This window comes from Maricurvus nonylphenolicus, from assembly GCF_042854845.1.
In the GTDB taxonomy this organism is placed as follows: Bacteria; Pseudomonadota; Gammaproteobacteria; order Pseudomonadales; family Cellvibrionaceae; genus Maricurvus; species Maricurvus nonylphenolicus.
The window spans coordinates 1,121,546-1,135,734 of sequence record NZ_AP031498.1; the positions used below are offsets into that span (position 1 = coordinate 1,121,546).

General features: G+C 46.2%; 13 protein-coding genes. All 13 read left to right on the forward strand.

The window, feature by feature from the left end; genetic code table 11:
* Positions 1-18 precede the first annotated feature (18 nt).
* The 13 genes from ACGHZ6_RS04690 to ACGHZ6_RS04750 all read left to right on the forward strand — a co-directional run bounded on the left by ACGHZ6_RS04690 (position 19) and on the right by ACGHZ6_RS04750 (position 14,163).
* Positions 19-2,355 (forward strand): TonB-dependent receptor, encoded by a 2,337-nt coding sequence (locus ACGHZ6_RS04690; protein WP_390617651.1) that lies wholly within the window; start codon positions 19-21, stop codon positions 2,353-2,355.
* A 925-nt stretch (positions 2,356-3,280) separates the two neighbouring features.
* A complete protein-coding gene (locus ACGHZ6_RS04695) occupies positions 3,281-3,697 on the forward strand; it encodes a DUF6869 domain-containing protein (protein WP_390617652.1) in 417 nt (138 codons plus the stop codon).
* 113 nt (positions 3,698-3,810) lie between these two features.
* Entirely contained in the window at positions 3,811-4,152 is a 342-nt protein-coding gene (locus ACGHZ6_RS04700; protein WP_390617653.1) for a hypothetical protein, read from the forward strand.
* 128 nt (positions 4,153-4,280) lie between these two features.
* On the forward strand, positions 4,281-4,916 hold the full coding sequence (locus ACGHZ6_RS04705) for a hypothetical protein (RefSeq protein WP_390617654.1): 636 nt from the start codon (positions 4,281-4,283) through the stop codon (positions 4,914-4,916).
* Positions 4,917-5,014: 98 nt separating this feature from the next.
* Positions 5,015-5,515 (forward strand): hypothetical protein, encoded by a 501-nt coding sequence (locus ACGHZ6_RS04710; RefSeq protein ID WP_390617655.1) that lies wholly within the window; start codon positions 5,015-5,017, stop codon positions 5,513-5,515.
* A gap of 107 nt (positions 5,516-5,622) precedes the next feature.
* On the forward strand, positions 5,623-5,979 hold the full coding sequence (locus ACGHZ6_RS04715) for a hypothetical protein (protein ID WP_390617656.1): 357 nt from the start codon (positions 5,623-5,625) through the stop codon (positions 5,977-5,979).
* A gap of 72 nt (positions 5,980-6,051) precedes the next feature.
* Positions 6,052-6,477 carry a DUF1761 domain-containing protein gene (locus ACGHZ6_RS04720; protein ID WP_390617657.1) on the forward strand — a complete coding sequence of 142 codons (426 nt, stop codon included), beginning with the start codon at positions 6,052-6,054 and terminating at the stop codon, positions 6,475-6,477.
* A 290-nt stretch (positions 6,478-6,767) separates the two neighbouring features.
* Positions 6,768-7,595, forward strand: a complete 828-nt coding sequence (locus tag ACGHZ6_RS04725) for a substrate-binding periplasmic protein (protein ID WP_390617658.1) — start codon at positions 6,768-6,770, stop codon at positions 7,593-7,595.
* A 194-nt stretch (positions 7,596-7,789) separates the two neighbouring features.
* Complete coding sequence (locus ACGHZ6_RS04730; protein WP_390617659.1) at positions 7,790-8,815, forward strand: AraC family transcriptional regulator ligand-binding domain-containing protein; 1,026 nt, start codon at positions 7,790-7,792, stop codon at positions 8,813-8,815.
* A 107-nt stretch (positions 8,816-8,922) separates the two neighbouring features.
* Positions 8,923-9,381: a hypothetical protein gene (locus ACGHZ6_RS04735; RefSeq protein ID WP_390617660.1), complete on the forward strand. Its 459-nt coding sequence runs from the start codon at positions 8,923-8,925 to the stop codon at positions 9,379-9,381.
* A 213-nt stretch (positions 9,382-9,594) separates the two neighbouring features.
* A complete protein-coding gene (locus ACGHZ6_RS04740) occupies positions 9,595-10,356 on the forward strand; it encodes an SDR family oxidoreductase (RefSeq protein ID WP_390617661.1) in 762 nt (253 codons plus the stop codon).
* Positions 10,357-10,546: 190 nt separating this feature from the next.
* Positions 10,547-13,033, forward strand: coding sequence for a TonB-dependent receptor (locus ACGHZ6_RS04745; RefSeq protein ID WP_390617662.1), 2,487 nt, complete (start codon positions 10,547-10,549; stop codon positions 13,031-13,033).
* Positions 13,034-13,188: 155 nt separating this feature from the next.
* On the forward strand, positions 13,189-14,163 hold the full coding sequence (locus tag ACGHZ6_RS04750) for an esterase/lipase family protein (RefSeq protein ID WP_390617663.1): 975 nt from the start codon (positions 13,189-13,191) through the stop codon (positions 14,161-14,163).
* Positions 14,164-14,189 lie beyond the last annotated feature (26 nt).

Here is a 14,189-nt window from a genome sequence, read left to right on the forward strand (position 1 = left end):
TAAAAACAGGAGAGATCAATGAGATTCGTGAACCCCAAAAAAGCATTGGTGGCAGCTGTTGCCGCCGCAGTTAGCGGCCCGCAGTTAGCAGCGGCAGAAACCTTTGTCCTGGAAGAGCTGGTGGTTACCGCACAGAAACGAGAGCAAAACCTACAGGATGTCCCTGTATCCGTTAACGTGGTGGGTGGAGAGGCCATCAGCGAAGGCGGTATTGGTAACTTAGAGGAAATGTCGGCACTGGTGCCCAACCTGTCGATCAACCAAAGCCCACAAAACCTCAGCATTTATGTGCGCGGTTTGGGCTCTGGTGATAACCAGGGCTTTGAGCAATCCGTTGGGCTGTTTATCGACGGCGTTTATGCCGGCCGTTCCAAACAGTTCCAGGCCCCGTTTATGGATGTGGCCAGTGTGGAAGTATTGCGCGGGCCGCAGGGAACCTTGTTTGGTAAAAACACCATCGCTGGTGCCATGACGGTAAACACTGCCAAGCCTACCGATGATGTCGAAATGTTGCTGAAAACCTCTTACGAGCCACGCTATAACAGTTACGATGTGGAAGGCGTCATTTCCGGCCCCATTACCGATACCTTAAAAGGCCGTTTAGCGGTCAGCCAATCGGAAACCGGCGGCTACCTGAAAAACACCAACGCCGCGATTGATGACGACGAGCCAGAAGAACAAAACGCTGTTGTGCGCGGTACCCTGGTGTGGGATGCCAGCGACGATCTGGAAGTTATCGCCAAATACGAGTGGGGCCACAGTGAGTCCACCGGCCGCGGCTACCGTATGGATGGCGTCGGTGTATGGGGCACTGCGCTGCAAGCTGCCGATCCTAACTGGGACCCGAATGACGAAAGTGAACGTACCACCAACACCGAAGAAGAAGCCGATACCAACAGCGACAGCTTCACCCTAACCATGAATTACGCCCTGGGTGAGTATGAGCTGACGTCCATTACCGGTTACTCCGAATTTAATTATGATGAAGTTGTTGATGGTGATTCCACATCACTGGATGCCCTGCGTATGCCACAAAGTCAGGAGTTTGATCAGTGGAGTCAGGAGTTACGTTTAACCTCCCCGCTGGGTGGTGACATAGACTTTATCGCCGGCTTGTATTTCCAAACCTCCGACTTTAACTTGCATCGCCGTATTGATACTCGCTTGGCTGAGTATGCTTTTGTCGATGCGCAGTTAGTTTTTGTGCCAGAAGCTGGTGCCTATTCCGATTACGAGCAGGAATCTGAAACCTACGCCGCCTTTGGTTCGGTAACCTGGCATGCTACCGAGCAATTACACCTCACCGGTGGATTGCGTTACACCATTGAAGAAAAAGACGCGAAGCGCAATATGGTGTTCACCGGTTACGACACCTACAGCGCTCTGGCCGATGTGTATGACCCGGCCGCACCTGCAGGCCCATTCCCCGCTAACGAATACGGCCGCGCCGTAGGCGGTATGCAGTTGCTGGGTGTGTACGAACACGACGTAGAAGGTGATCGCCGCGCGGAAAATGTCTCGCCATCCTTAAAAGTACAATACGACTTAAGTGACGACGTTATGTTGTATGCCAGCATCAGCAAAGCGTTTAAATCCGGTGGTTACAATGCCATTGGTAACCAGGGCGATGACCCGGGTGAATACGGTTTAAGTCCCAACCAATTCGATTTCGATGAAGAAGAGGCGCTGGCCTTCGAGCTGGGCGGAAAAACCGTACTCATGGATGGTGCCGCACAATTAAACTTCGCCTTGTTCCGCACCGAATACACCGACCTGCAGGTGAGTAACTTCCAGGGCGATACCTTTATTGTGGGTAACGCCGCTGAAGCTATCAGCCAGGGCCTGGAGGTCGACGGTACCATGCGTTTAAGTGAAACCCTGTTCCTTAATGCATCGTTCGCTTATCTGGATGCCCATTACAGCAAGTATGAAGATGCAAGCTGTACTGCTGGCCAGTTGGCTGCCACCGCTATTGGCCAAGTGTGTTCACAGGATTTAACCGATAAGGATCTGGCTAACGCGCCAGAGTGGTCCGGTAATATTGGTTTGGATCAGGAATTTATCCTGTCCGATAACCTGCTGTTACGTACCCACGTTGATGTGGCTTACACCGGCGAGCAATACCTGTCCAGTGACCTGGATGATAACTCCAAGGAAGATTCCCATATAACCGCCAACGCCCGCGTAGCCCTAAGCGATGCCGATGGCTCCTGGGAAGTGGCCCTGGTGGGTAAAAACCTCACCGATGAGGAAATCCGTACCTGGTCTAACGATCCATTACTGTTGACCGGCGCGCACTTCTCTTACTACGCGCCACCGCGTACCGTGGCGGTGCAGTTTAACTTGAAGTATTGATGGGGAAGCTCGCCCTTTGGCGAGCGGCTTATCGATAAGGTGATTTAGGCGGAGCTTGCTCCGCCTTTTTTGTGTCTGTTATTTATTCCTCAGCCAGCTTGTCTAAGGTGCCAATATTATCGATAGGTGTGGATAAGTTTGAAATCAATAATCCGTAGGTATGGTATTAGAATGTAAATTGGCCCTTTAGTGTTGTGTATAAGTCCCGGAGATAAGCGCCTGGAGGCGCTTATCTCCGGGGCAGTGACGTGCTACAAAAATAACTGATTGAATTATAAGAAGTTTTAAAAATAGAAGTCGCTGTGGATAAGCTTAGATAAGCGCCTCGAGGCACCTTTGTCAAAATAGATAATTGGTGATATTACCTAACCTGTTGATTTTAAATATGATTTATTGAATAGTTGGGAGATTATAGAAAAGGATATACGGCTGGAGATAAGCGCCTCGAGGCGTATATTAAAGCTGTTATGCGTGAGTACTAATGAATAGCATAATTGAATCCACGGATAAGGATTTCATTGAGTACATGAATTCTGCCTTGAGACGTTACGGGGCTGAAACTCATGTTCTAACTTCGGGTTATGATCCACAGGGAAGGGAGGTGTTTGCGGTAGTACACCCTCTTGGGTCTAGTCAGTATATTAGGCATTTAGTTCATACGGATACGGATTTTATTAATGATTTATTTCCGCCGTATGCTCAAAGGCTAAGAGAAATAAGAAATACTAATACCTTAAGAATCGCAAAGGCATTAACATCACCGCTTATGATTAAAATCTCGGCAATAGCCTTGGTGGTATTGGTTTTGGGGTTCTATTTTGGCTGAGCGCATAACAAGTTACTGTAATTCGTTCCGGCCCAAAAGACGGGCCTCCACCGGACGCACAAAAAGCGTGCGCCGTTAAGTAAGGCGTTATGCACTTCTATGAACGAGATCGAAATAGAATCAATCGCTGAAGCTTACATTGGCTACTGGAGTAACAGGTATGCCGCTGATGATGCTGGAGTAATTCAAAAGGCCGATAAGTCCCAGTATGAGTGGGCTAATGACCGCGTCATGGATTTGACGTATGAAGCTCCCGAAGATCTCTGGGAAATAATATTGGTTGTATTATCAAAGAGCCCGTCAAACGAGGTAATGGAAATTCTTGCTGCAGGCCCCCTTGAAGACTATTTATCCAAGCTTGGAGGGGTAGTGATAGAAAAAGTTGAGCAGCAAGCAAAGCTAGATCCTGCGTTTGCAAACCTACTAGGTGGTGTTTGGAAAAATGATATGTCAACTGAAGTCTGGGAGCGTGTTCAGAAAGTTTGGGATCGGAGTGGCTGGGATGGCAATGCATAACAAACGCAAGCACGCGGATCAAATTTCCGCTGCGCTCCAATTTGCCCGGTGTTGCGGGCGTTAGAGCAACGAATATAATATCTATTCTGAGCGAAAAGGATTTATAAATAACAATGGATTCGGAATGTAACCATCCCTCCAAGGCTGAAGAATCTAGCGCCAAGCAAAACAATAAAGCTATTTGGTTTGTGCGTCTAATGGCATTGGTCTTGATAGCTTATGGAATAATTGGAGGCATTAATCATCAAATTTCAGGTGGCTACAGAAGCATTCGGTTGAATTATGAGCAAGATGCCTATCTTGTTTCAGCATTTTATCTGTTCTTAGGAGCTGGATTGCTAATCGGGGCAAGTGAGTCTTTAAAAGATCGCTTTGGCAGGGGAAAAGTCGATCTTGTGCTTATAGCATGCATAGTCATTGGCTTATCATGTAAGTTTCTTGCTAATCCTGGCTAGCTCTAACAAGGCCAAGCATCTGACGGCTTTTCCGTTGCTTGGCTTATGAGCTGCTCGCTTCGCTAGCTCAACACCAACCAACTACAAAGCCGCAGCTGTTGGCGGCGTTATGTTTTCTAAGGTTTACCATGGAATTTGATACTTCAGAAGAAAATACATGCGCGGGAAAACCTATAAAATCAGCTATGAGTAGATTCTCCGCTGATTTTCTTCATGGGTGTAGGAGGTTCGCTGAATTGGCTAGCTCTTCTGACAATGAGCAAGATATAAGAGTTTTTAACTCATCTTCTATTATTAATGCCGCATGTTTTCTTGAAGCTAGAATCAATGAGGAAATATCTATTGGTGTTCTATGCTATGGATTTGAACCTGAGAGCCCTAAAAGTAAAGAATGGGCTACTATCCAGAATCTTCAGAAAAAGCTCACGGTTCAAGAGAAGTGGGATTTAGTCTCCTTGAGAACAAATGGAGATCTATGGGATAAAAGTAGAGAACCGTTTCAATCATTCGAAATCATCTCATCATTGAGAAACGAATTGGTTCATTTCAAGGGTGAATTTTTAGGAAAGGATGAGACTCCTAATAAGAAAATTGCGGGCTTAATGAAAAAATTAGGTATTTCTAGCTCAGCAACATGGGTAGAGGATGACTGCTCGAGCTGGGTCTCAGAACTTTTAAAATCGAAAGAGCTTGCAGCTTGGGTAAGTAAATCTATCTCCAATTTTGAGAAGTCATATTATGAGCTTCTTAATCCAAAAACATAACAAACCGCAGCAAGCGCTCCGTTGGTCGCTGGGACAGCCAAAACGCTGCTTACATTTGTCTGCCCTTGTGCGGGGCGCTAGCCAATTAAGGAGAAATTATGAAGCCAATAATAACCATTTTTCTTACCATCATTCTTGGTGGATGCGGAAGTCTTGCTCCTCGTGCTGTTTCTACTCATGACATGGGAATTAATGACGACCTTGTATTTCCTGTAGACACAATGACACTAGCAAAATCTATTATTGATATTGCAAAAGTAGAAGAATGGAAACTCCTATATAAAGGAAAGCAAATGCCTATAGAATATCTATCTGGCCCAAGCAATGTTAACCCACTTGGAACTAGGTTTGAAAACTATGATTCATTCGCATGGGACAAAGCATTAAATGTAGATAAAACTCCTGATTATTATCTTCAATATAAAACTCAAACCACTTTAACAAGCACAGGGGCAGCTTTATTTATTGTTGTATTTAATGAAGGAGATAATGTTTCACGAATTGCAATGACTGGATCCACCAGTCAAATAGCAGAAAAAGAGAAGCTAGAAATATATATAAACAAACTTGTTAGCATGCTTAAAGCCAAATATGGCTAACAAGGTGTTCAAATACCGTTCCGGCCGAAAACGGCCTCCAATGGACACGCAAAAGACGCACGCCGTTTAACACGGCATTAGCTTTACAGAAAGTTATGGAGAATACGATGATAACGAAAGGCCTTAGCGACGAAGAAATACTCGATATAGTGAGACCGCTTGCCGAGCATACTGAAAACGCATGGAATGAAAAAAACTACAGGGATCATATCCGCTATTTCATTGATGAGAACCTATCGGAACATTTTCCAGAAGAAGAATTTAATCGGCAAATTGAAGAGAACTACGATGTATATGGAAAGCATACAATCGCTAACTTGGTTGCCATACATAGAAATCCAGACCATGTCATAGTGTTGTGGAAGGTCGATTTGGAGAAACGGGAAGAGCCAGGTTTATTGATATATGGCTTTAGAGAGCATGATGGTCGGGTGTTAATTGAAGGTTGCTCATATCATGCATAAAGCTCACAAGGCGCAGCAAAGCTGCGCCCCAGTGCTAGACGTTAGGTTATTCAGAATAAAGCTGGGAAATATATGGATCTAATTGCAGCATTACAAAACCTAAGCTACATGGCTGTAGCAACCGCAACGATTACAAGCTATCTACTTGGCTTTACTTGGTACCATTGGGCAATTTTCGGTGAAGCATGGGCAAAAGCTTTAGATCTCACTAAAGAGGAAGCCGATAGTACCGAGGGGCTTGGTGGAGCTTTTGCTATATCTTTAGTTTCTGGGCTAACAAAAACTATATTTATCGCTTTGCTTATGTCGGCAACCAATATATCTGGCGTTTTAAGTGGGGCATTTTTTGGGGCAGTCATTGCAGCTGTATATACGGTTACCTCATTAGGTTACTACAACGGCTTTGCTCGTACATCGTCAAAATTAACACTAATAAATTCAGCTCACAGCATTGTTGAATTAACTCTAATCGGTGCAATTATTGGTGCCTTTGCTTAACATCACAGGCTAACAAACAGTAGTGTCGGTCAATTTGCTCAGTGGATTACCACTGTAGCGGGTGTTCTGCTCTCACATAAAATTGAGGAAATGATGATCAAAGGGAGTTGCCTCTGCCAAGAGGTTAAATATGAATACAGTGAAGAGATTAAAGAGGTTGCAATATGTCAATGTAATTGATCAAAGAGTGTTGTTGCACCACCACAATCTGGCCAATTTCTAAGAACTGATTTATTACATTAAGCGGTCTATGCTTAAGGAGAGGTTAGTGTCGAGCTGAGATATTTCCAATGATCCACTCCGGAAGCGGTTATATGATAAGCAATTGGCTTATTCGCTTAGCTCATATAATCTATGCTTGCTTAATGTTATTTCCTATATCAAGCATCGCTTCTACTGATGTTAACAACTCAAGTATCAATCACATTACCGCAGCTATATATAACTCCCCACCTTGGGGATGGAAAGAATCTAACGGCCAGATAAAAGGGATAGCTCCAGAGCTGATTAGGGTTTTGGTTGACGAAGTGGATCCCTCTATAGACATTAAATACATACTGGGTAGTACAGAGAGAAATATCCAACTAGTTCTCTCAAATCAAGCCGATATTGTGATTACCTTCTACGATGAACGCCTAGCCGAACAAACCGTCAACTTGGGAAATACCATCAGCGTTGATTATCAAGCTTGGAGCTTGGCTGAAACGCCGATAAAAGCGTTGAAAGACCTAGAGAGCATGCGCTTAGCAACGTCCCAGTACTATAAAGGCTTGTTTGAGCATAATGTTAAATCTGTGAATTACGTTAGTTCAATAAAGAATTTAATTCCCGTGCTGGTGAGTGGTAACGTCGATGTAGTTGCCGCACTGGAACCTGGGCTTGAATTTAATGCAAGAAAGCATGGTTTTTCTAAAGAGCGGTTTTCAATACTGTCAATAAGAAGCTTCAAAGCCTATATCTGGATTAGTAAAAGCTCAAAAATCAATGCCGAGTTACAGCGTTGGAAAGATGCTTCAACCACCATAATAGCTCAGGATTCCGATCAGCAACTTTTACAGAGATTTCTTACACAGGATGCCTCCCCTAGTAAAAGTGCAATTCATGGGGGCAGCCCCTAGGCCTGATGCTGCGTCAATCTCTCACCAATTCTCTGAAAGCCTGAGTATTATTAACTCAATAACTACCTCTATGCGATGGCCAAAACTGACACAGATTTGGCCATCTCTGACCTGCGGCAGATCATGAATTTTCATACCCTAGACTTCTGTGATCAATATCCTGTGATAATCATTAGTGACTGGCAACAAGCACGATGGCACGATCGACACATACCATCTCTGATCCGGCTATGTTGCCGGTTTATCCGCGCCTTATCTATCTGGCTTTGCTGGAAGAAGGCTTCAATAATGACCAAATACTCGGTGGTCTGGATATTACGGCAGAGCAATTACATGATGAAAAGTATCGCTTGAGTCTTGAGCAGCATGAGCGATTTATCCTGCATGTACTAGCGCTGACGGCTAACCCTCATTTCGCAATACAGGTGGCGCGCAGTTATGATCCCGCTTCAGCCAATATCACCCTTTTGGCCGTTGCTAACTGTGGGAAAATTTCTAAAGCGTTACACCTCTTTACGCGCTACCACAGGCTTGTTTCGCGAGCGTTTTCTATTCGATCATTTGAAATTAACGATTTGGCTGTGATGGATATAGAGTCCCATCTGGAGCATGACAGTGTTACCTATTTTGCTCTGTGTAGTTTGGTTCTGATGCTAGACAACTTTTTCCGAGAGGTGCTCAATGGCGCTCATCTTGTTGAGCGTGTAGAAATGTCTATTTTAAAACCGGGTGGCTTCGACGAAGTGGCTGAGGACTTCGGTATTCCAGTAACCTTTGGGGCGCCTCGTACACTAATTTATTTCGACAAAAGCCTGCTGGATAAGTCTGTGCGACAGGCAGATCCACAGACAGTCCGTTTGCTGATGGAGATGAGTGAGCGTCAATTGGATGAAGCGGATGCTGAGACGAGCTTTGTTGGGGCGGTTAATGCCATACTGATCAAACACATAGCATCACCACCTAAACTTGATGATGCGGCGACAATGCTTGGCGTATCTCCACGAGGATTGAGAAGAAAGTTAGAACAGTCTGGAACCAGCTATCAGAAACTGCTGGATTTAGTACGCTCTAAAATGGCAATCAGGCTGCTTCAGGAAACCGATGAGCCTGTGTCTTCAATAGCCTATGAGCTCGGGTTTGATAACCCTTCTGACTTTGGGCGAGCCTTTAAAAAGTGGACCGGTAAACCTCCGTCCTCAATTCGCTCCGGTAAAAAATAGGCTTCTGGCCGTATTTGCATGGCTTCTGGCCGCCTATTCTCTTCTCTCCATAATCCTCTCACAAGTAAATTAGTCCCAAATTAAGTGGGCTTCGGGGTGGTAAATCAATGGCTTATATAGAAGTAGCAGCTGTGGAAGATCTCTCGCCACGGCGAAACCTGTTTCTGCGTTATTTCACCCTGATACTGATTGATCTGGTCGTACTTAATTTGTTCGACGAGCATTCGCAGTATGTCATCGTCGAGTCGTTCACTGTCTCTCTGGCCGTCGCGGTTTTCCTGCAAGTACTGCTGAAACTGACCCTGAAATTAGAATACGCGGTTGCTGATTACTTTTCCTCCCAGTCATGGAGGGCATCCAGATTTTTGCGAGTAATTGGAACCATACTGATTTTATTCGGTTCAAAGTTTGTCATCCTGGGGCTGATCAATGTGACTTTCGGGGATCAGGTTGTATTTGCAGGCCCCATCAACGGTGTCATCGCATTTATTGCTGTTATAGCGACAATGCTGGTCGCTGAAAAATTGGTAATACGTTTCTGCCGTCGTTCGGCCGTATTTGCATAGTCTTTGGCCTTCTATGCGCTTCTTTCCTTGTGCAGTTCTTATGTAAATTCTGATGTAGGCTCGCGATTATCTGAGCGAGAGTACTACAACGTGAATATGAAATTACGTGTGGTTTTACCCATGGTCCTCAGGGGCGATCCGCAGTAGTTGATAGTAAGAATTTTAAGTGGGAGAGATGTAGTGGATCTTAAAATACGCGGCAAAAAAGCAATCATGGCAGGGGGAAGCGCGGGTATGGGCCGTGCGACTGCTGAAAGACTCGCAGAAGCAGGGGTGGATCTGTACATCACTGCACGCCGCCAGGAAAGGCTGGTTAAAGCGGCAAGGGAAATATCAGAAAAATATGGCATCAACGTTACCCCCGTGGTTGCCGACTCTTCAACGGAAGGGGGTCGCCGGGCTTTGTTTGCGGCTTGCCCGGATCCGGATATCTTGGCAATCACTATCAATCCTCCGCCCCCGAACGGGAACTTTTTGGAGCTGACGCCTGAAGACTGGCGAAGTTCAATTGAGATGGCATTGATCGGTCCGATTGAAATCATCAAGCACTATATCCCTGTCATGAAAGACAAGGGCTGGGGGCGTATCGTCAATATCGCCACGTTTTCAGCAAAGAAACCGATGCTATGGCGTCTTATGTCCGGCCCTGCTCGCTCGGCGCTTCTCAATTACACAGCCAGTGTGTCTCGTGATGTTGCCCAGCATGGGGTGATTATGAACAACGTCCTGCCAGGTATGTTCCGTACGGAAGGCTTTGAAGAGAATGTGAAAATTTACGCCAAAGCCTTTGATCTTGAGCCAACTCGTGAAGCAGCTTTGGCCCACTTTCACGAGCACAATCGTATCCCCACCGGTTTCCTTGGTGATGTCGACGACCTGGCACCCATGGTGGCAATGTTATGCAGTGATTTGTCTCGCTTCATTGTCGGGCAGAACATTGTTATCGATGGCGGTCAGTATCCGTCAATTTTCTAAGAGCAAAAGAATTCCTGCAGACGAGCAATAGCTGTAATTGCCGTTGCAGAGGATAAACCTGGCAGGGAAGCCGCTATTGGTTACAAGATCACCGGTAGTGCTGTGAAATAACCCACGGCACTGCTCGGTGATTGCGTGGTCGCATAAGAAAAATATTTTTATAAATACAATAAAATTTGAGGAGCAATCGATGAGAGCAATCGCATCTAAGTTAAACCCCCTCGCCTTGTCTGTAGCATTTATCGCTACGCCCGCCTTGGCCCAGGATTTCGTCTTGGAAGAAATCGTGGTGACTGCACAGAAGCGTGCAGAAAGTCTGCAGGATGTTCCCATCTCGGTGTCCGCTATGAGTGGTGATAAAATTGCCGAGGCGGGTATTCCGAGCATGAATGATTTTTCTGCTTACGTACCCAACTTTAACGTTACCTCTAACGCCATTGGCGATGTGATCTCTATTCGAGGCATCCAGTCCGGTATTCTTGCCAGCATCGAGCAATCTGTAGGTACGTTTGTTGATGGTGTTTATCGTGGCCGCGGTACTCAATCACGATTCTCTTTCCTTGATGTGGGTATGATCGAAGTATTGCGTGGCCCCCAGAGTACACTGTTTGGTAAAAACACTATTGGTGGAGCCCTGAACATTACTTCCGCCGCTCCGACAGAAGAATTTCAAGCTGAGATATCAGGCCTTTACGAAGTTGAGCACGATGAAACAGAAATCAAGGGATACGTTTCTGGTCCTTTGAGCGATAGTGTTCGTGGACGCTTAGCCATTCTGGATCGCCAACTGGATGATGGCTGGATTGAGAATACTTACTACGATAGCGACGAACCTCAAACCGATGAGACCGCTGGCCGACTCTCTCTGGAATGGGATGCCTCTGATGATGTACTGGTAAAATTCAAGTATGAATATGGCGAGTGGGACAACAAACTGGGCTATGACCAAGAGATTCTAACGCCGCAGTTATCAGGCGTCCTGACAGGGTTGGGGGCAGATACACAGCCAGGGAATTTTACAACGACTATCGGTAATAACACTGCCGGAATTGATTACGGTGCAGCGCAAACGTTCGAAGGCGACTCCCAGGAATCGGCATTACGTATCGACTACACCCTGCCCAAGGGTACCTTGACGGCTATTGCCGGTTACTCTGAGTACGAATTTGAAAGAAACCTGGATGCCGACTTCAATGCCCTTGACGGTATGGGCTTTGAGGAGGCGGAAGACTACGAGCAGACCAGTTTGGAAGTACGTTTTGTCTCTGAATTGGGTAACGGTTTTGAGTTTATTACTGGTCTCTACTATCAGGACAGCGAACTAAATTTTGCCGGCAAGTCTAACTTTAATGTTAACTCTGCTGACCCAGATTCCTTTGGCCCGGTAGCTATTGGTGCGATTTTGCAGGAAGCGAACGTTTTGGGCACAGCCCCTTTACTGGCACTGTTGGATGCTGACTCGAGCGGTGATTTATCTCCGGCTGAAGCCCAGGTAGCAGCGGATGCTATTGGGCAGTTTACCCGCGCCAATGTGATGGAACAGGAAACCGAAAGCTGGGCCGTCTTTACCCAAGGTACCTGGGATTTGAGTGATGAGTTGCGCCTGACACTCGGTGCCCGCTACGGTGAAGAAGAGCGTGAAGCCAAGCAGGGCGTCAACTGTGCGGACTGGGATACAACGACCACTAACAATACTGCAGCCAACTGTGGCGCTTTTTCGCTACTGCTGGCGGAATTTACCCCGCACCAGTTTAATGACTTGAGTCGCGATGAAGAGCACTGGACCTATACCGCTAATATTCAGTGGGATCTTACTGAAGATATTATGGTCTACGCCACTATGTCCAACGGTGTGAAATCCGGTGGCTTTAACAGCTTTGCCTTGACTGACAACACTGACGAAGCCGAGTTTGACGAGGAAAAGGTGAAGTCCTTCGAAGTGGGCGCAAAAATGAGTCTGCTAGATGGCCAAGCTGAAGTAAACTTCGCTGTATTCGATATGGACTACGATGATCTGCAAGCCACTATCTTTACCGGCGCTACCGGCTTTAAGGTAGAGAACGCCGCTTCCGCGAGTATTCAGGGTATTGAAATAGACGGCCGCTGGCAGCTGACTGAAGAGTTGATGCTGCGCGGTTCCCTTGGTTATGTAGACTTCGAATTTGACGAGTATGACAACGCGGGCTGTACCGCTGCACAGCGCAGTGCGCTTGGTTTTGTCGGTTTGTTTACACGTCCAGCACCAGGCACCACCGTTGGCAATGCTACTGCAGTAGGCACTAATGCTTTTGGTCAGGCTGCAACGTGTGAGCAGGATCTGAGTGGTGGAACCAGTGCCTACACGCCGGAGATCAGTGCCAGCCTGTCGTTGGAACACGAAATGGATTTAGGCAGTAGCCTGTTCCTGCGTACTGTTGCGGACGTCAACTATATGGACGATCACCACACCGCACAGGATAACGATGAGCTGGTATATCAGGACGCTTATGCCACCGTAAACTTGACTGTTACCTTGGGCGCTCAGGATGACAAGTGGGATATCTCTCTGGTCGGCCGCAATCTGACCGACGAGGAATTCATAACTTACTCCAATGATATGCCGTTGTTTGCCGGCAGCCAGCAGGTGAGTTGGTCGCGTGGGGCCAACTATGCCATCCGCGGTCGTTTGAAGTACTAACGGCTTTTTTAACGCTTTGAGAGTTACGTTAGATACCCATGGTGTCTAGCGTAACACTTGAAAACCCAATCGCAGTATCTCTCCTTAATGGGCTCGAGCAGTTGAAGCGGGCTCATCTTTTTACCAATAACATCAATAATAATTAGGTGCCCATTATGAAAATAAAAGAAAGTCTGCGCTCTGTAAAACGCATTGTTACTTCTGTTATCAGCATTAGCTGCTTGCTGATCGCCAGCCATGGTAATGCATGGTTTTTCAGCTACACCGGTTATACCGAAACCCGATATCCGATTGTCTTAGTACACGGTTTTGGTGGTTTTGATTCGATTGGTGATCTCTTGGATTACTTCCATAAAATCAGTTACAACCTAGAAAGATCTGGTGCCACTGTCTATACAGCACAACTTTCTCCGTTTAATGATAGCGAAGTGACAGGCCAACAGTTGGCAGACTATTTAGTGAATCACATTCCTGCTGAAAAGGTGAATCTCTTTGCTCACAGCCAAGGGGCGCCTACAGCACGTGTCGCGGCAACTTTTGCACCTGATCGTATTGCTTCCATTACATCAATTGATGGGGCCAACAAAGGCTCACCTGTATTAGATATATTACACGGCCTTATCCCCCCAGGGTCACACTTGGCAAGTGTAGCAGGCCCCGTCTTAGACGGCCTTGGCAGTTTATTGGCCCTAGTGTCTGGCGGCGATGCTAAAGCTGAGCAGGATGCGCTGGCGGGAATCGAATCTTTAACTATAGCTGGTGCGGCTGATCTGAATACGCGTCATGGGTGGGGAGTAAATACCCAAAGTGCCTGTGGCAAGTCGCAGGAAAATATCGATGTCTTTGGTCATAACATCAAGATGTATTCCTGGGTTGGAACCGATGCAACTACAAATGTTTTCGATATCAGTGATGCTTTGCTGAAACTTACCAGCTTGGCATTTAATGGTGAAGCTAATGATGGGCTGATTAGCCAGTGTTCACAGTATATGGGGCAGGTTATTTACGATAATAGACACATGAATCACCTTGATGCAGCTAACCAGGTATTAGGGGTTAGCTCCCTCTGGTTAGACCCCGTGTCACTCTATCGGGCACATGCCAATCGCTTAAAAAGTAAAAATCTCTAAATTTTCACCCATAACGGGCAGTTAAT

Excerpts from the sequence above, each read along its gene's own strand:
- ACGHZ6_RS04690 (WP_390617651.1), top strand. The coding sequence starts at position 19 with ATGAGATTCGTGAACCCCAAAAAAGCATTGGTGGCAGCTGTTGCCGCC.
- ACGHZ6_RS04695 (WP_390617652.1), top strand. The coding sequence starts at position 3,281 with ATGAACGAGATCGAAATAGAATCAATCGCTGAAGCTTACATTGGCTAC.
- ACGHZ6_RS04700 (WP_390617653.1), top strand. The coding sequence starts at position 3,811 with ATGGATTCGGAATGTAACCATCCCTCCAAGGCTGAAGAATCTAGCGCC.
- ACGHZ6_RS04705 (WP_390617654.1), top strand. The coding sequence starts at position 4,281 with ATGGAATTTGATACTTCAGAAGAAAATACATGCGCGGGAAAACCTATA.
- ACGHZ6_RS04710 (WP_390617655.1), top strand. The coding sequence starts at position 5,015 with ATGAAGCCAATAATAACCATTTTTCTTACCATCATTCTTGGTGGATGC.
- ACGHZ6_RS04715 (WP_390617656.1), top strand. The coding sequence starts at position 5,623 with ATGATAACGAAAGGCCTTAGCGACGAAGAAATACTCGATATAGTGAGA.
- ACGHZ6_RS04720 (WP_390617657.1), top strand. The coding sequence starts at position 6,052 with ATGGATCTAATTGCAGCATTACAAAACCTAAGCTACATGGCTGTAGCA.
- ACGHZ6_RS04725 (WP_390617658.1), top strand. The coding sequence starts at position 6,768 with ATGATCCACTCCGGAAGCGGTTATATGATAAGCAATTGGCTTATTCGC.
- ACGHZ6_RS04730 (WP_390617659.1), top strand. The coding sequence starts at position 7,790 with ATGGCACGATCGACACATACCATCTCTGATCCGGCTATGTTGCCGGTT.
- ACGHZ6_RS04735 (WP_390617660.1), top strand. The coding sequence starts at position 8,923 with ATGGCTTATATAGAAGTAGCAGCTGTGGAAGATCTCTCGCCACGGCGA.
- ACGHZ6_RS04740 (WP_390617661.1), top strand. The coding sequence starts at position 9,595 with ATGGCAGGGGGAAGCGCGGGTATGGGCCGTGCGACTGCTGAAAGACTC.
- ACGHZ6_RS04745 (WP_390617662.1), top strand. The coding sequence starts at position 10,547 with ATGAGAGCAATCGCATCTAAGTTAAACCCCCTCGCCTTGTCTGTAGCA.
- ACGHZ6_RS04750 (WP_390617663.1), top strand. The coding sequence starts at position 13,189 with ATGAAAATAAAAGAAAGTCTGCGCTCTGTAAAACGCATTGTTACTTCT.